Origin of the sequence: Gordonia insulae, from assembly GCF_003855095.1 — a bacterium.
GTDB lineage: Bacteria > Actinomycetota > Actinomycetes > Mycobacteriales > Mycobacteriaceae > Gordonia > Gordonia insulae.
Genome location: NZ_CP033972.1, coordinates 4189346 through 4205679 on the forward strand (window position 1 = coordinate 4189346; position 16334 = coordinate 4205679).

Below are 16334 nucleotides of genomic sequence, written 5' to 3' on the forward strand. Positions count from 1 at the left end.
GGTCGATCAGACGGCTGCTGGCGCCCGTCCGAACACCATCGAGTCCTCGACGTCGTCGAGTCGGTGATCGATGGCGTCGCGGTAGTAGTTGTGCCGGACCCGCCAGTGTCCGTGGGTGCCCGACTTCGGCAGTGCCTCGGGCGAACGTTCGACATAGCCGGCCTTGAGATCCCACACCGGTTGCGCCGACATGGACACCTCGCCCAAATGCGGATACGCGTGTGTGTAGCCATGAGAGCGCATGTAGCGCAGCAACTTCGCGACAGCACGCGCCGTCATGTCGGCCCGCAGTGTCCAGGATGCATTGGTGTATCCGACCGACCAGGCGAGGTTGGGCACATCCTCGAGCAGATGACTCTTGAAGACGAACCGGTCGTGCGGCTTCACCTCGGCGTCGTCGACCCGGATTCGGATGCCGCCGAAGCCGAGGAGCTGCAGCCCCGTCGCGGTGACCACGACATCGGCGTCGAGGTGGCGACCCGATTTCAGGGTGATACCGGTCGCGTCGAACCGATCGACGTGATCGGTCACCATCTCCACCTTGCCGGTCGTGATGGCCGCGAACAGATCGCCGTCGGGCACCATGCACATGCGCTGATCCCACGGGTCATAGGTCGGGTTGAAGTGCACGTCGACCGGGTAATCCTCCGGGAGTTCCTTCGCGACGCCCGACGTGAGGAGCTTGCGGCCGATCCTGGGGAAACGGTGCAGCCCGTGCACCATGGCGGCCGTCTGCGCGGCATAGCGTGCCCGGATCACCCGGTGAGCGGCCTTGGCGGGCAGGACTTTCCGGATGAGTGGGCTGAGCCGCTGGGTCTGGGACATGGATGCGATGTAGGACGGTGACCGTTGCAGCATGGTGACGTGGTCCGCCGTGGCTGCCAGCGACGGGATGAGGCTGACCGCGGTCGCGCCGCTACCGATCACCACGATCCGCTTGCCGGAGTGATCGAGATCCTCGGGCCAATGTTGCGGGTGCACGACCGTGCCGGTGTAGTCGTCGAGCCCGGCGAACTGCGGAGTGTAGGGCTCGTCGTAGTCGTAATAGCCGGTCGCGAAGTACACGAATCGGCAGTGATGGGTCTGCTCGCCCTGATCTCCCTCGACCGTGATCGTCCAGGTGTCGGTGCGCGAGTCCCAGTCGGCGGTCTGCACGTGCTGCCCGAACCGGATGTGGTCGGTGATGCCGTGTTTGCGTGCGGTCGCGGTGACATACTCCCGGATGTCCGGTCCCTGGGCGAGCGCTTCGGGGCGCTGCCACGGCTCGAACGGGAAGCTCAGGGTGAAGATGTCGCTGTCCGAACGGATTCCCGGGTAGCGGAAGAGATCCCAGGTTCCCCCGATGCGCTCCCGGCGCTCGAGGATCAGGTAGCGCAGGGAGGGGTTCTCCTCGCGCAGTCGGTAGGCGGCGTCGATGCCGGACAAACCGGCCCCGATGATGATCACATCGTAGGTCTCGCTCACCTGGGAACCTCCTCGTCGAGTTCCGTCCAGCTGGTGCTGGGGAAGGGCGCCGTGTCAATCACGTACGTAGGCAAGTACGTTCGTGACCGCCTGCTGCGCGCTGCCGGCCGCGGCCTCCATCGTCGACGGAAGCCCGGTGTCGGTCCAGTCGCCGGCCAGGAACAGGCCGTCGACCGGGGTCCGTGTTGGCAACCGTAGTTCCTCGAAGCCCGGTTGGGCGGAGAATGTGGCTTGTGGCTGGTGGATGACATGGGTGCGCAGTACGTCGGCATCGGCGAACGCGGGATAGTGCCTGCGCAACGAGTCCAGTGCCGCGTCGATGAACTCGTCGCGACGGGCGTGCACCACGTCCCAGGCCGCACTCACCGCCAGGGCGTAGCAGTGATCGTCACGACCCTGCATCCGACCGGTGTCGAAGACCCATTCGATGGTGCAGTCACGCAGGTTCTCGGCCAGGCGGACGTTGCCCAGGGGGCGGTCCAGCCATACGTAGACCGACGAGATGGGGGCCGCCTCGATCTTGCGGGTCGGAGAGAAATGGTCGTACGAGCCCAACACCCCGCGGTCGAGCAGCGTGGTGAGCGACCACGGGGGCAGGGCCAGCACCACCGCCGACGCCGGCCGGAACGTGCCGTCGGCGAGGTGCACCCCGGTCGCCCGCCCGTCGACGATCTCCACATCGGTCACCGCATTACCGATCACGACGGTGTGGTCGCGGTCCAACAGGTACTCAACGGCCGGTGAGACGAACAGGTCGTCGAGCGGCACCCGAGGCCAGACCGCATCCATGCTGCGCGGGTTGCCGGCCACGGCACGCCGCAGGCCGACGTGCAGTGTCTGGACGAAGGTGTACGCCGACACCCGGTCGGGCTTCTCGTTGAGCAGGCCGATCACCAGTTGATCGAGGTGGATCCGGCGCAGTGATCGCGGCACGCGGATCCGGGTGAACCAGGCATCGACGGTGAGGTCGTCGAGGGTGATGTCCGGGAAGACGGCCGCCCGAGCGACCCGCAGCATGGCGATCGCCGCGGCCGGGCGGTCCCGCAGCGGGATCGGCAACCGGGCCATCCACAGGGCGCCGAGCGAGCGGCGGATGCGTAACGGCAACCACGACGGCCCGCCGTCGAAATCCAGCAGACGATCCGGGCCGGTGCGGATGGCGAACGGCGGCACGTCCCACAGCAGTTTCTCGCGGCTGCCGATGGTGTCGACATAGGCCAGGAGTGCGTCATAGAAGCCGGCGAACAGATGTGGCCCGTTGTCCACGAGTTCGTCGACGCCGGGCACCTCGAAGGACATCGTGCGCCCGCCCAGGCGCCCGCGCTTCTCGACGACGGTGACGGGTACGCCGTCACGCGCGAGCCAGACGGCGGTGGCGAGTCCGGCGAGCCCTCCACCGGCGACGATGACCGGATCACCGGCATCCGGATCGTCCTGGCTGGTGAACTGCTGCGTAGCTGTCATGCGGCCCCGACCCCTGCAGGAAAGCGTTGTGGACTGCCACCGTCGCCGACAAAGTGCGACATCGATGTTGCATGTACGCTAAGCCGGTGACTGCGGACGCGCAAGTACGTGCAGACGTCGAACGCAACCGCGCGGCAATCATCGAGGGTGCGATCACCCTGCTCGGCCAGTCGCCCAGTTCCTCGATGCAGCAGATAGCCGAGGCGGTCGGGGTGAACCGCGCGACGCTGTATCGCCACTTCACCAACCGGGAACAGCTGCTGACGGCCCTGCACCATGCTGTCCTGGCCGACACCGCCGCGCTGTCGGAGCAGTTGCCGACCGAAGGTCCGGTGGTGCCCGCGTTGCGCGGCTACCTCGACGATGCGATCACCATCGGTGAGCGTTACCGGTTCATCCTGATGTATCGGCGCACGGACCCCGGGATGTTCGAGATGGAGGCGGCCGCGACCCTGCCGGTCGTCCGGACCATCCGGCGCGGTCAGAGCCAGGGTGAGATCGACGTGCGGTTGGACCCCGTGTTCGCCGCCGGCCAGATGGCGATGCTGGTCGTCGGTGCGGTCGGCCTGGTCGAGCGTGACGCGATGACCCTCGACGCCGCGCGGTCGCAGGCGCAGATCGCCTTCGGCAACGCGGTGGTGCCCGCGCGTCGATGACGACCAGACGGGCCTCGCGACCCGGCGGCAATCGTGCAACACTTGTTGCCAGATGTGAACGGGGTCACTCAACACGGGAGCGCCATGCGCGAGGACAAGGTCACCTACTGCCGGATCTGTGAGCCACTGTGCGGGATGATCGCGACTGTCGAGGACGATCGCCTGATCGCCCTGCGGCCGGACAAGGATCACCCGCTGTCGAAGGGGTTCGCCTGTCCGAAGGGCGTCGCGTTCACCGAGATCGTCAACGATCCGGATCGTGTGCTGTACCCGCTGCGCAGAAGCCGCGACGGAGAGTTCGAGCAGGTGTCGTGGGATACCGCGATGACGGAGATCGGCACGAAGCTGCGGGATGTCCAACGCCGCCATGGGAACTCGGGTATCGGGTGGTATCTCGGCAACCCGGCGACCTTCTCGACCGGCCACACCCTCTGGTCCGGTGCATTCATGAGCCTGCTCGGTACCCCGCACTCGTATTCGGCCGGGTCGCAGGACGTGAACAACAGATTCGTCGCCAGTCACTTCCTGTACGGCAATCCCACCGCGGTGCCCATCCCCGACATCAACCGCGTCGAGCTCCTGGTCATCGTCGGCGCCAATCCGGTTGTCTCCCATGGCAGTGTGATGAGCTCGCCGCGCATCCGCGAGGGGTTGAACGCGATCACCGATCGGGGTGGTCGCGTCGTCGTGGTGGACCCGCGACGCACCGAGACCGCGCGCGAGTTCGAATGGCTGCCCATCGTCCCGGACACCGATGCCCTGCTCCTGCTGGCGTTGCTGCATGTGATGTTCGATGAGGGTCTGGCCGATGCGGAACGCCTGGCGCGGCAGGCATCGGGCATGGACACCCTGCGGGGAGTCGTCGCGGAGTTCTCGCCCGAGGTGGTCGCGCGTCGCACCGATGTGGCGCCCGAGGTCATCCGGGAACTGGCGCGCGCGCTGGCCGGCACCGAGCGGGCGGCGGTCTACGGCCGGGTCGGCACGTCGCTGGGGCGGACCGGAACCCTCACCACCGCGCTCCTCGACATCGTCAATCTCGTGGCGGGCAACCTCGACGTCGTCGGCGGATCGATGTTCGGCGACCTCGGCGTCCCCGGGCAGAGGCTGGGAATGACCGCACTGCAGCATGTCTCGACGTTCACCTGGGCCGGCCGGCGGAGTCGGGTGGGCAATCTTCCGCAGGTGCTGGGTACGGCACCGGCGTCGGTGATGGCCAAGGAGATGCTCACGCCCGGGCCAGGGCAATTGCGCGCGTTGTTCGTGAGTGCGGGCAACCCCGTGTTGTCGGTACCCAACGGTGACGAACTGAGTGCTGCGCTCGACGGCCTCGATCTGCTGGTGTCACTCGACATCTATCGCAACGAGACCAATGCGCACGCCCACTACATCCTCCCCGCGACCACGATGTACGAACGTGGCGACTTCCTCCTCCCGTTCCAGATGCTGTTCACCACACCGTTCAAGCAGGCCACCGATCCGGTCATCACGCCTCGTGGCGAGGCGCGTGAGGAGTGGACGGTCATCAACGAACTGGTCGGTGTGCTCGCACGTCGTGCGCCGATGCTCGCCGCGCTGCATGCGATCAACACCGTGTCGTCGGTGCTCGGCCGGGTGCCGAGCCCGCGGATGTTGTCCGACCTCGTGGTGCGGATCGGCCAGGGTGGCAACCACTTCGGCTTCAGTCGAGGTGGCCTCACCTACCGGAAACTGGTCGAGGAGAAGCCACACGGAGTCGTCGTCGCCGACCACCTGACCCCGGGAGCGCTGCGGAAGGTGGTGACGCACCGGGGCCGGAAGGTCCGCGTCGACGACCCTGATCTGCTGGCCGAGATCGATCGGCTGCCCACCGACGATGATCCCCCGCTTCCCCTACGCCTCATCGGCATGCGGGAGATCCGCTCGGAGAACAGCTGGCAGCACAACGCGCCGATGTTGCTCCGCGGCGGTCGTCGGCACACGGCGCGGATGCATTCCGACGATGCCCGGGCGCGCGGGATCGGCGAAGGGGATCTGGTGGAGGTGCGCTCGATGCACGGCCGGATTCGGTTGGCGGTCAGTGTCATCGACGACATCAAGCCCGGCGTCGTGGCGATCCCGCACGGTTGGGGGCACAACGGCTCCGGCGGCTGGACGCGCGCGAACGCCGCCGCGGCCAACGATCTGGGCACCGGCGGCGCCAACGTGAACGCGCTGATCTCGTCGAATCCTGACGATCTGGAGCGACTGGCGGGTATGGCGAACATGACCGGGGTGCCCATCGAGGTGTCGCCGCTCGAGTCCGCCGCGCCGGACATTCCGGTGCGCGATGCGTCGACGAGTGCGAACGCCTCGATGAGCTGACCGGATCAGCTCCAGTCGATCTCCGGGCCGTCGTAGAGCGCGGCCATCGTCGTCTGGCCGTCGAGCGCCTCGCGGATGATGTCGGCGTGGCCGGCATGGTGGGCGGTCTCACGAAGCTTGTGCAGCATCATCTTCCGGATCGTCCACCACTCCCGCTCCGGCTGCCACGGCGCGGTCATCTGCGGGATGAGCTCATCGAGACTGTCGACGTTCGCGACGTACTCGTCGAGGGCGGCCGCGGTCTGGTCATATTCGGTGATCCAGTCGGCGAGCGTCTCGTCGTCGCGGAGGTTGTAGGCGTCCGCGACACCGCTGATGTCGAACTCGGCGTTCTCGTCCCGCTCGACCAGTTCCTCGAGCGTGGCCTTCTCGCCCTGGGCGAGGTGCTTCACCAGACCGCCCAGGGTCAGCTCGCTGACCGTGGTGCGTTGCCGGGCCTGCTCCTCGGTGATGCCCTTGAGGGTGACCCGGAACATCGCCCGCTGATCGGCGAGAAGCGTCAGCAGATCCTCCTTCTCGCCGCTGACGGTGAACGGTAGTGCGACGGGAGTGTAGGTGCCGGCCATGATGGTTCCCTCTCGTTGTCCTTGATGATCTGGACACAACGCTATTCGGGATTGCGGACAGTTCCGGTCCGCATTGAATCCGGTGGAGAGAATGCCGGTGAACGATCTTCGCCGAGCGGGCGCCTCACTCTTGCTTGCGGAGGATGAATCGCTGGATCTTGCCGCTCGGGGTCTTGGGCAACGAGTCGACGAAATGCACGGTGCGTGGATAGGCGTGGGCGGCGAAACCCGTCTTCACCAGTTGCTGGAGCTCGCGTTCGAGTTCGTCGCTGCCGACCACGCCGTCGGCGAGCACCACGAACGCCTCGAGTACCTCACCCCGCAGTTCGTCGGGGCGTCCGACGACCGCGACATCGACCACGGATGCGTGGGTGATCAGGACGCTCTCCACGTCGAACGGCCCGATGCGGTAGCCGGCCATGATGATCACGTCGTCGTCGCGGGCCGAGAAGAAGTAGCGGCCGTCCTCGTCGACGCGACCGGTGTCACCGGTCAGGTACCACTTCTTGTCATCGGTGAACCGGGCAGCGGTCTTGTCCGGGGCGTCGAGGTAACCGGTGAACCACATCAGCGGACTCTGCTCGACGTCGATGGCGATCTGACCGTCGACGATGCCGGCGGCGAATCCGGGCATCGGCTTGCCCATCGATCCCGGGACGAGCGGCTCGGCGACGTCGGGATGCCAGTGGTTGTTGATGAACATGCCGTGCTCGGTCTGACCGTAGTGATCCCGGACCTCGGTCTGCAGCGCGGACAGTGCCCAATCGATGACGTCGGGGGTCAGCGGCTCGCCCGCCGACGACGCCCGCCGCAGCGAGAAGCCGGTGAACGACGGGTCCTTGGAGAGTGTCCGGTAGACCGTCGGAGCCGCGGCGAAGTTGGTGACGCCGAGTTCCCGGATGATGCGGGCGGTCAGCTCGGCGGAGAAGCCGGCGTGCAGCAACAGGTTTCGACGCCCGAGCGCCAGCGGACCGAGGATGCCGTAGTAGAGGCCGTAGGCCCAGCCGGGGTCGGCGGCATTCCAGAAGACGTCGTCGGCGGAGACGTCGAGCCCGTAGTGCATGTAGCAACAGAACGACGCGAGGCCACGAACCGGGACAGGGACGCCTTTCGGTGCACCGGTCGTGCCACTGGTGAACAACAGGATGAGCGAGCCGTCGCCGCCCACCGAGACGGATTCGGCGACCGGATCGTTGCCGGTGACGAGCGCATCGAACTGATCGCCCGCGACGATGGTGGTGATCCCCCCGATGCCGTCGAGCTTGTCGGCCTGGCTGGGTTCGGTGATCACCACACGCGCGGCGCCAGCGGTCAGTCGCATCTCGATCGCCGGAGGCGCGAACGCGGTGAACAACGGGATGTACACCGCACCGAGGCGCGCGATGGCGAGCAGCGAGACCACGAGCTCGGAACGCTTGCCCATCAGGACTCCGACGGTGTCGCCCCGCCCGACACCGAGGTCGGCGAGAGCCGTGGCGAATCGCTTGGAGGCGTCTGCCAGGGCACCGTAGGTGAGATCGACGGTCGTCAGGCGATCACCGTCGATATCGATGGTGGTGAAGGCGACCGCCGACGGGTCGTGACGGTCGACGAGAAGCTCGGCGGCGTTCGCATCGGTGTCGCCGAAGGTGGTGAGCCAGGCGTCGAGCGTGTCCGCGACGGAGGCGTGGTCGGCGGGGACGGGGGCGGTCTGCGTCATCGTGAACCTCTGGGGATGCCGGGGAATGATTCGATCGGGCCAGGTCGAAACCGGTCCGGGTAAGCTGAGTCACATTCTGCGCGCCTGGCGGCGCCGGGAACACCCCCCGAAGAGGGGTCGGAAACTGGGCGGAGGTGACATGAGCGAGACATCCTTGGTGATGGATGCATTGCGGCGGATACGCCGATCGAGCGGCGTCTCGTTGGCCTTCGCCGGCATGGTCTCCTCCGCGGCGACGCCGAAGCGGCAGAGCCTGCGGCTCGAACACTTCGTCGGGAACACGGCGGGCGCGCTGGCCGGGGTCGCGGTGGATGCCGGTCACGGCCTCGGCGGCAAGGTCATCAGCGTGCAGCGCCCGGTCGCCGTCGACGACTATCTGCGTACGCCGAGCATCACCCATCGGTACAACACGATCATCGCCACCGAGGGGCTTCGTGCGATGGCGGCGGTTCCGGTGATCGTCGACCGTCGACCGGTCGCGGTGCTCTACGGGGCACTGCACACCGACGCCCCGATCGGTGCCCGCACCTTCGACGTCCTCTCCGGCGAGGCGCGCGCGCTGGAACAACAGATCGTCGCATCCCGGGTGATGGGACAGGGTGACGCGGTCACCGAGGCGGACGAGTTGCGTGACCGGCTGACCGAGGCCTACGGCAAGCTGCGCGTACTCGGCCGGTCCGTCGACGATGACGTGCTCGCCGCGGAGCTCCATCGCATCTCCGAGACCCTCGTCGACAGCGGGTCGGTTCCGGGCCCGAGTGTCTCGCTGACCCGGCGCGAAGAGGACGTCCTCGCGCTGGCCGCACTCGGGCACAGCAATGCCCGCATCGCCGAGGACCTCGGCATCGGCGTCCAGACGGCGAAGGGCTACATGAGGGACGCGATGGGCAAGCTCGGTGCGTCGACCCGCATCGAGGCTGTTGTCCTCGCGCGGCGCGCGGGGCTGCTACCCGGCTGAGCGACGCCGACGCTCCACCGCGATCAGTGGTTGCGGAGCTTCTCGATGAGCTCGTCCTTGTTCAGGTCCGAGTAACCCGAGAGATCGAGTTCCTTTGCGCGATCCTTCAGTTCGTCGACCGTCCAGTCCTCATACGACCCGGACTTGCCGCCCTTCTCTCCGACAAAGGATCGGGACTCGTTGTTCGCCGCATTCGCGATACGGGCCGACTTCTCCTTGGAGTTGCCCTCGTCGCGGAGCTTCTCGTACAGCTCGTCGTCCTTGACGGATGGGCCGGGCTCCTTCTGACCTGGCATGATCGCCCTCCTCCTTTGTGTCGCCCCGCGCTACGGGACTGCTCGTACGCCGACGCCGGCGCGATCGGCGAGGCGAGCGTTCCCGTTCGTTGCGGAATCGAAACGGACCAGCGGGTCGGCGCCCGATGTGCCGGATCCGTTCTAAGGTGGCGATAGCCACGACGACGAGGGGATGTCATGACCAAGAAGCGCAAGTTGATCGGTCGCCTCGAGACCGAGGTCGAGCGGTTGAAGCAGGAACTTGCCCGCGTCGACAAGGAAGCGAAGAAGCGGCTCAAGAAGGCCGAGCAGGACGCGTCAGCGTTGCGGACCGAGCTCCTCAAGCTGATCGGTCAGGGCAAGGGTGGCGGGTCGGATGACGAGAAGAGCGCGCCGGCGCCAGCGGTCGCCCCGAAACCTTCCACACCGCCGAAACCTCTGAAGCCGGCCGCTGACGCCGACCCGGCGGCCGCCAAGGTGCCCGGCCTTCCGGACGCGACAGCCACACCCGACCCCGCGCCCAAGCCCACGCCGAAACCGGCAGCCACAGTGAAGCCCCCGGCCGCGAAGGCGCCTGCCAAGAAGGCTCCGGCGTCCAAGGGTCCGACCGTGGCGCAATTGCGAGCCGAGGCAAAAGGCAAGGGCATCAAAGGCTATTCGACGATGACGAAGGCACAGTTGATCGACGCACTGGGCTGACTACTCACAGCCCGGTGATCGAGTATGCGCGGAGTTTGCGGTAGAGCGAGCTTCGCGACATACCCAGTGCGGCTGCGGCATGCATCCGATTGCCGCAGGCCTCCTCGAGAGCCCTGACGATGGCGTCGCGTTCGGTGGTTTCCAGCGGCGTCAGAGTTCGCGTGCCCGATGTCCGGCAGAAACCAGGGAGGTCTTCGGCCTGGATCTCGCCCACCGGCCGACGCTGCAACGACCAGTGCAACGCTTCCCGTAGTTGAGTGATGTTGCGCGGCCAGGAGAATGCGGTCACCACCCGAAGGGCCCTGGGACTGAGTCGAACCTGCCGCTGCGGGGCGAGATCATGCAGTGTTCGTGCGACGAGCGCGGGGACATCCACGGTGCGTAATCGCATTGGGGGAACCGTGACCGACTGTCCCAGCAGCGCGATGACCCGGCCGACGGTGTGTTCTCCAGCATGGGCGCCCCGCAATGTCGCTGCCACCGCGTGTCCGGAACTTTTTGCTAGCTCGATCGCTTCGAGGGCGACCTCTTCGTCGTCGGAGGTCATCATCTCGGCGTGCCGGATGATGAGGAGACCATCGGTCGATTTCCCGATGAAGGCGATATCGGTGGTGTTCAGGGACGCGCCGTCGAGGACGAAGACGGGCGTGTCACCGTGCAATTCGGCAAAGCATTCCGTCACCATGGTCACCTTGCCGGTGCCTGGCTCGCCGATCATCAGGAGCCCGGTCCCGCCGGCGAGAGCAGCAAGGGTGTCGCCCCGCGCGGCCAACCAGCCGGTGCTGCGCATCGGACCGACACCGTACCGGCGATGTGGGACGCTCGGCTCGAATGCCTGGGGGGCCGGACGAGCCGATGGCGTCCCCGCGTTGTTCACCTGCTCATCGAGGAGTGCGACGATCCCCACCACTTCGTCGCGGCAGATGATCTGTTTGCCGCGCAGGCGGATTCGGCGCCCAGAATCGAGGGTGACGATGTGCGCAACCCGATCGTCCATGGTGAGCAGGAACTCGGCGTGCTGTGCGATCATGCTCTGCTCATCCGGTGAGAGCAGTTGTCGGGCATGCTCGTTCACGATCACCGTGTCCCCCGAGGCCATCACCGCCTGGCGCGGTCGCGAATCGGCCCGGAGGTAATTTTCGAACAGTGCCCGTTTCGCCTGGCTGCGGTCGAGGAAGAGGTTGCGACTGATGTCGGCGGCAGCAGACCGTACGAGTGCGTGGATCAAGGAGCTCCAACTGTCGGCGAGCATGCTCACGTCGAGCACGCCGGCCACCCGCCCGGTCATCGGATCGAGGATCGGTGCGCCGGTGCAGGCGAATTGCACCAGTTTCTGGTTGAAATGCTCGGAACCCACCACGCTCACCGCGGCCCCGACCTCGAAGACGGTGCCGACACCGTTGGTCCCGACGCTGCTCTCCTCAAAGGAGAACCCGCGCTGGAAGTCGACGCGATCGAGCACGCGACCGACCGCCGTCGAGCAGTCGCGGCGATCGACGATACGGGCGTGCGCATCGGTGAGGGCGATGGTCAGGGGTACGTCGGCCATGTCGTCGGTGAGTCGTTCGATGACGGGCCGAGCGCAGCGCACCAGACGGGAATCGAAGTCGATGTCCTCGTGGAAGGGGACGGAATACAGGTCCGCGTCGACACCGGCCGACTTGCTGCGTTCCCATGATGCGGCGACGACGTCTGTCACCCCGACCGCGCCCGCCGGACCGTACTCCAGGAAATCGGCACGCGCGGCGGCGGTGCGCAGCAGTTTGTCGTTCTGGTCGATCAGCGTCGTCACCTCCTTCACCTGGACCGACGGTCATGGCTGTGACCGGCAGCACATTGATTATCCCCGGGTCGCCCCGCGGGAGCCACCACCGAAAGGACAGTTCGACTGTCCCAATTTGGGACGGCGGCGAGGTGTGGGACAGATCAAACAATGGCCACCGTAATGATCTGAATCACATGAAAGGTGTGCGACATGGCAGACAAGACTCTCGACGCCCTGGTGATCGGTGCCGGCGTAGCCGGCCTGTATCAGCTCCACATGCTGCGTGAACAAGGCCTCGACGTGCGTGCCTACGATGCCGCATCGGACGTCGGCGGCACCTGGTACTGGAACCGCTACCCGGGTGCGCGGTTCGACTCCGAGGCCTACATCTATCAGTACCTGTTCGACGAGGACCTGTACAAAGGCTGGAGTTGGAGCGAGCGCTTCCCCGGCCAGCCGGAGATAGAGCAGTGGATGCACTACGTCGCGGACTCGCTCGACCTACGCCGCGACATCGTGCTCAACACCCGGATCGAGCGGGCCGTATTCGACGAGGACACCAACCGCTGGACGGTGACCACCGATTCCGGCGAGACCATCGACACTCAGTTCCTGGTCACCTGCTGCGGCATGCTCTCGGCGCCCATGGCCGAACTCTTCCCCGGTCAGGGTGACTTCGCCGGCCAGATCTTCCACACTGCGCGATGGCCCAGGGAGGGTGCGGAACTCGCGGGCAAGCGCGTGGGAGTGATCGGCAACGGCGCGACCGGGATACAGGTGATCCAGACCATCGCCGATCAGGTCGATCAGCTGAAGGTGTTCATCCGGACCCCGCAGTACGCCCTGCCGATGAAGAATCCCGCGTACGGTCCCGACGACGTGGCCGGGTACAAGTCACGTTTCGACGAACTCCGGCAGAACCTGCCGCACACGTTCACCGGCTTCGAATACGACTTCACCGTCGCCTGGGCCGATCTCACCCCGGCGCAGCGGACCGTGCGGCTCGAGGAGATCTACGACAACGGCTCACTCAAGCTGTGGCTGGCGTCGTTTGCCGAGATCTTCTCCGACGAGCAGGTGAGCGAGGAGGTGTCGGAGTTCGTGCGCGCGAAGATGCGTGCCCGGCTGAAGGACCCGGAGCTGTGCGAACTGTTGATCCCGGAGGACTACGGATTCGGCACGCATCGTGTCCCGCTGGAGACCGGCTACCTCGAGATCTATCATCGCGACAACGTCGAACCTGTTGCCGTCAAGAACAATCCGATTGCGCGCATCGTGGAGAACGGCCTCATCCTCACCGACGGCACGCTTTACGAGCTCGACGTCATCGTCATGGCAACCGGCTTCGACGCCGGCACGGGAGCGCTCACCCGCATAGACATCCGTGGCCGCGGCGGTCGCTCGCTGAAGGAGGACTGGGGCCGCGACATCCGCACGACGATGGGCCTGATGGTGCGCGGCTACCCGAACATGCTGACCACCGCGGTGCCGCTTGCTCCGTCCGCGGCGCTGTGCAACATGACGACGTGCCTGCAGCAGCAGACCGAATGGATCAACGAGGCGATCCGGCATATGCGCGCGCACGGCAAGACCGTGATCGAGCCGACCGAGGCCGGCGAGGACGCCTGGGTGGCCCACCACGACGAGTTGGCCGACGCGAACCTCATCTCCAAGACGTCGTCGTGGTACGTGGGATCGAACGTTCCGGGCAAACCTCGGCGCGTCCTGTCCTACGTTGGCGGGGTGGGGGCATACCGGCAGGCGACCCAGGAGGCCGCGGCCGCGGGATACAAGGGCTTCGCACTCGGCTGAGCGCGGGTCTGACGCATCCCAACCACATCGATGAAAGGCAACAAGTCATGACCAGTGCAGTTCACGGACTCGACCGGGCGACCTTCCAACGTTCCGCCGACGGAATCCTGCAGTCAGCGGTCGACGCCGAGCAGCCCGTGCCGGGCGTCGTCGCGATGGTGACCGATCGCAACGGCAATGTCTACGAGGGGGCCGCGGGTGAACGTCGCTTCGGAGCTGATGTCGACATCACCACCGACGATGCGTTCGCCATCTTCTCCACCACGAAAGCGATCACCGCCACCGCGGTGCTGCAGCTCGTCGAGGAAGGCAAACTCGATCTCGACAAGCCGGCGAACGAATACGTGCCCGAACTCGGCACGCTGAAGCTGCTCGAGGGGTTCGACGGCGACGGCGAGCCGATCCTGCGCGATCCGCGTGCGTACCCGACGACACGTCAGTTGCTCACGCACACCGGCGGATTCGGCTACGACTTCTTTGACGAGAGTTACAACCGGCTGGCGCAGGAGAAGGGCCAACCGAGTGTCACCACCGCGACCAGGGCCGCGCTGACGACGCCGTTGCTGTTCGAGCCGGGGGAGCGCTGGCAGTACGGGAGCAACATCGACTGGGCCGGTCAGGTCGTCGAGCAACTCCGCGGCAAACGGCTGGGCGAGGTGTTCGCCGAGCACATCTTCGCGCCGCTCGGCATCGACGACATGACCTTCGCACTCAACGACGAGTTCCGGACGCGGCTGGCCGAGATCCACGCCCGAGGCGCCGACGGCTCGCTGACACCCATGGACTTCGAACTGCCGTCGCCCCCGAGGTGGACTTCGGCGGCCACGGGCTCTACGGGACCGTGGGTGAGTACATGAAGTTCATCCGCATGTGGCTCAATGACGGCCGGGGCGAGCACGGTCAGGTGCTGAAGCCCGCGACCGTCGAGATGGCGGTGCAGAATCACCTCGGCGACCTGCCCGTGACGATGTTGCCGGGAGTGATCCCGGCGCTGTCCAATGACGCGGAGTTCTTTCCCGGGCAGTCGAAGTCGTGGTCGCTGCCGTTCATGATCAACAACGAGGTGGCACCGACGGGTCGGCCCGCTGGTGCTCAGGCCTGGGCGGGGCTGGCCAACCTCTTCTATTGGATCGATCGGGAGAACGGATACGGCGGATTCTGGGCGACCCAGATCCTGCCCTTCGGCGACGCAACCTCCTTCACCAAGTATCTGGAGTTCGAGACGGCGTTCTACAACGCACTGGACTGACCCGCGGATATCGGTGCCCGGCCCGCTGACGTGGCCGGGCACCGACGCGACGGGAGACGCGATCCACAGGTTGGCCGGTCAGAGACAATGGGCACGTGACGACCGAACCGGAAACCTGGCGGCAGCTGCATGCCGTCCTCGACGGACCGCTGCCCGAGATCGCGCAACGATTCTCCAGGTTCCTGGCGTCGGACAGCCCGCACGAGGCGCTCGTCATCTTCACCCGTGAGTGCACCGGGCGTCCGCGGAAGGTTGCGGGCGCATCGGAGATCGTCGACCGAGTGTCCATCGACGAGCTCGACGCCATCAAGGAATCGGTGGCCCGTGGTGTCGTGGTGGACGCCGCAGGCGTGCTCGGCGGGACGTCGCGGAACCTCCGGATCCTCCGCGACGAGTCCGACACGCTGCTGGTCCTCGTGCCCCGGAAGTCATCGCGCGGGGGTCGCGCGGCAGCACCGGACTGTCTGTTGCGTGCGTGGTTCGCGATCGTGGCGACATCGATCCGGCAGCAGGTCGCGCAGGCCAGCCCGGACTATCTCGCCGAGTCGCGGGCGGCGTCGAGCGAACGGGCCCGAACCATCGCGCAGCTCACCGAAACCCACGAGGACACGCTCGGGTCGATCCTCGGCACCCTGCGGTCCCGCGACCTCGACGATCGGACGGCACGCGCGTCGGCCGCCGAGACGGCGTCGTCGGCGCTCATCGCGCTGCGGTCGGTCGGTGACACCGACCGCAAACTGGCGACCGAGGCGGTCGCGACCGCGTTCGCGCGGTTGCAGGCCGAACTCGAACCCGTCCTGCGCCACCTCGAAGCCGACGTCGAGTACGTGCAACCGGCGACGGACGGACGCTCCCTACCGGGCGAGATCGCCCACGCGGCACGCGCGATCGCCCGCGCGGTCGCGGTCGCCCTCGGCGCGCAGCCGGGAGTCACGCGGCTGCGGATCGCCTGGCAGTCTCGCGGCCACGATCTCGTGGTCGACATCCGGGACCAGTGCGCAGGGGGCCTCGACGCGGACGCGTTGGAGCGCCAGCTCTCCGGCCGGCTGCGGACCCTCGACGGGACACTCGAGGTGGAGACGATCGCGGGATGGGGGAATCGGGTGACCGCGACGATCCCGCTCGAGACACCTGCCGCCCGCCCCGACGAGGATCTCCTGTCGTCGCTCAATCCGCGCGAACTCGAGGTGCTCGGTCACCTCGCGCTGGGGCGCCGGAACAAGTCGGTTGCCGCCGCGCTCGGCGTCAGTGAGAGCACGGTGAAGTTCCATGTCACCGCGATCCTGCAGAAACTGCGGGTGTCCAACCGTGGCGAGGCGGGACTGCTCGGGGCCCGCGCCGGTATCGCCGCGGACTGAACAGGCCGTGCCGCAGACGCCCGGGCGGA

12 protein-coding genes and 1 pseudogene are annotated in these 16334 nt (G+C 66.7%); 7 read left to right on the plus strand and 6 right to left on the minus strand.

Features of this window, described 5'->3' with window-relative positions; translation table 11 throughout:
* Window positions 1-6 precede the first annotated feature (6 nt).
* Together D7316_RS19050 and hpnE are read right to left on the minus strand one after the other, a co-directional pair.
* Window positions 7-1464 (minus strand): flavin-containing monooxygenase, encoded by a 1458-nt coding sequence (locus tag D7316_RS19050; RefSeq protein ID WP_232016979.1) that lies wholly within the window; start codon window positions 1462-1464, stop codon window positions 7-9.
* Window positions 1465-1518: 54 nt separating this feature from the next.
* Window positions 1519-2928: a hydroxysqualene dehydroxylase HpnE gene (hpnE, locus tag D7316_RS19055; protein WP_124709660.1), complete on the minus strand. Its 1410-nt coding sequence runs from the start codon at window positions 2926-2928 to the stop codon at window positions 1519-1521.
* Window positions 2929-3014: 86 nt separating this feature from the next.
* On the opposite strand from hpnE, the gene D7316_RS19060 reads away from it, so the two are divergent.
* Together D7316_RS19060 and D7316_RS19065 are read left to right on the plus strand one after the other, a co-directional pair.
* Window positions 3015-3584 (plus strand): TetR/AcrR family transcriptional regulator, encoded by a 570-nt coding sequence (locus tag D7316_RS19060; protein WP_232016980.1) that lies wholly within the window; start codon window positions 3015-3017, stop codon window positions 3582-3584.
* Between the two features lie 84 nt (window positions 3585-3668).
* Window positions 3669-5924 carry a molybdopterin-containing oxidoreductase family protein gene (locus D7316_RS19065; RefSeq protein ID WP_124709662.1) on the plus strand — a complete coding sequence of 752 codons (2256 nt, stop codon included), beginning with the start codon at window positions 3669-3671 and terminating at the stop codon, window positions 5922-5924.
* A gap of 5 nt (window positions 5925-5929) precedes the next feature.
* On the opposite strand, the gene D7316_RS19070 is transcribed toward D7316_RS19065, so the two are convergent.
* Window positions 5930-6490, minus strand: a complete 561-nt coding sequence (locus tag D7316_RS19070) for a DinB family protein (protein ID WP_124709663.1) — start codon at window positions 6488-6490, stop codon at window positions 5930-5932.
* Between the two features lie 124 nt (window positions 6491-6614).
* A complete protein-coding gene (locus D7316_RS19075) occupies window positions 6615-8189 on the minus strand; it encodes an AMP-binding protein (protein ID WP_124709664.1) in 1575 nt (524 codons plus the stop codon).
* A 139-nt stretch (window positions 8190-8328) separates the two neighbouring features.
* On the opposite strand from D7316_RS19075, the gene D7316_RS19080 reads away from it, so the two are divergent.
* Window positions 8329-9147 carry a helix-turn-helix transcriptional regulator gene (locus D7316_RS19080; protein ID WP_124709665.1) on the plus strand — a complete coding sequence of 273 codons (819 nt, stop codon included), beginning with the start codon at window positions 8329-8331 and terminating at the stop codon, window positions 9145-9147.
* A 23-nt stretch (window positions 9148-9170) separates the two neighbouring features.
* Here D7316_RS19080 and D7316_RS19085 read toward each other — a convergent pair whose 3' ends face one another.
* Entirely contained in the window at window positions 9171-9443 is a 273-nt protein-coding gene (locus tag D7316_RS19085; RefSeq protein ID WP_164473820.1) for an SAP domain-containing protein, read from the minus strand.
* A 177-nt stretch (window positions 9444-9620) separates the two neighbouring features.
* On the opposite strand from D7316_RS19085, the gene D7316_RS19090 reads away from it, so the two are divergent.
* Complete coding sequence (locus D7316_RS19090) at window positions 9621-10121, plus strand: Rho termination factor N-terminal domain-containing protein (protein ID WP_124709667.1); 501 nt, start codon at window positions 9621-9623, stop codon at window positions 10119-10121.
* Window positions 10122-10125: 4 nt separating this feature from the next.
* Here D7316_RS19090 and D7316_RS19095 read toward each other — a convergent pair whose 3' ends face one another.
* Window positions 10126-11913, minus strand: a complete 1788-nt coding sequence (locus D7316_RS19095; protein WP_331852575.1) for a sigma-54-dependent Fis family transcriptional regulator — start codon at window positions 11911-11913, stop codon at window positions 10126-10128.
* Between the two features lie 183 nt (window positions 11914-12096).
* Here D7316_RS19095 and D7316_RS19100 point away from each other — a divergent pair, with 183 nt between their 5' ends.
* The 3 genes and pseudogenes from D7316_RS19100 (at window position 12097) to D7316_RS19110 (ending at window position 16305) form a co-directional block, all read left to right on the plus strand.
* Window positions 12097-13698: a flavin-containing monooxygenase gene (locus D7316_RS19100; RefSeq protein ID WP_124709668.1), complete on the plus strand. Its 1602-nt coding sequence runs from the start codon at window positions 12097-12099 to the stop codon at window positions 13696-13698.
* Between the two features lie 47 nt (window positions 13699-13745).
* A pseudogene (locus D7316_RS19105) lies at window positions 13746-14947 on the plus strand (serine hydrolase domain-containing protein).
* 95 nt (window positions 14948-15042) lie between these two features.
* Window positions 15043-16305: a helix-turn-helix transcriptional regulator gene (locus tag D7316_RS19110; RefSeq protein ID WP_124709669.1), complete on the plus strand. Its 1263-nt coding sequence runs from the start codon at window positions 15043-15045 to the stop codon at window positions 16303-16305.
* Window positions 16306-16334: the final 29 nt, after the last annotated feature.

Excerpts from the sequence above, each read along its gene's own strand:
- hpnE (WP_124709660.1), bottom strand. The coding sequence starts at position 2,928 with ATGACAGCTACGCAGCAGTTCACCAGCCAGGACGATCCGGATGCCGGT.
- D7316_RS19065 (WP_124709662.1), top strand. The coding sequence starts at position 3,669 with ATGCGCGAGGACAAGGTCACCTACTGCCGGATCTGTGAGCCACTGTGC.
- D7316_RS19070 (WP_124709663.1), bottom strand. The coding sequence starts at position 6,490 with ATGGCCGGCACCTACACTCCCGTCGCACTACCGTTCACCGTCAGCGGC.
- D7316_RS19075 (WP_124709664.1), bottom strand. The coding sequence starts at position 8,189 with ATGACGCAGACCGCCCCCGTCCCCGCCGACCACGCCTCCGTCGCGGAC.
- D7316_RS19080 (WP_124709665.1), top strand. The coding sequence starts at position 8,329 with ATGAGCGAGACATCCTTGGTGATGGATGCATTGCGGCGGATACGCCGA.
- D7316_RS19085 (WP_164473820.1), bottom strand. The coding sequence starts at position 9,443 with ATGCCAGGTCAGAAGGAGCCCGGCCCATCCGTCAAGGACGACGAGCTG.
- D7316_RS19090 (WP_124709667.1), top strand. The coding sequence starts at position 9,621 with ATGACCAAGAAGCGCAAGTTGATCGGTCGCCTCGAGACCGAGGTCGAG.
- D7316_RS19100 (WP_124709668.1), top strand. The coding sequence starts at position 12,097 with ATGGCAGACAAGACTCTCGACGCCCTGGTGATCGGTGCCGGCGTAGCC.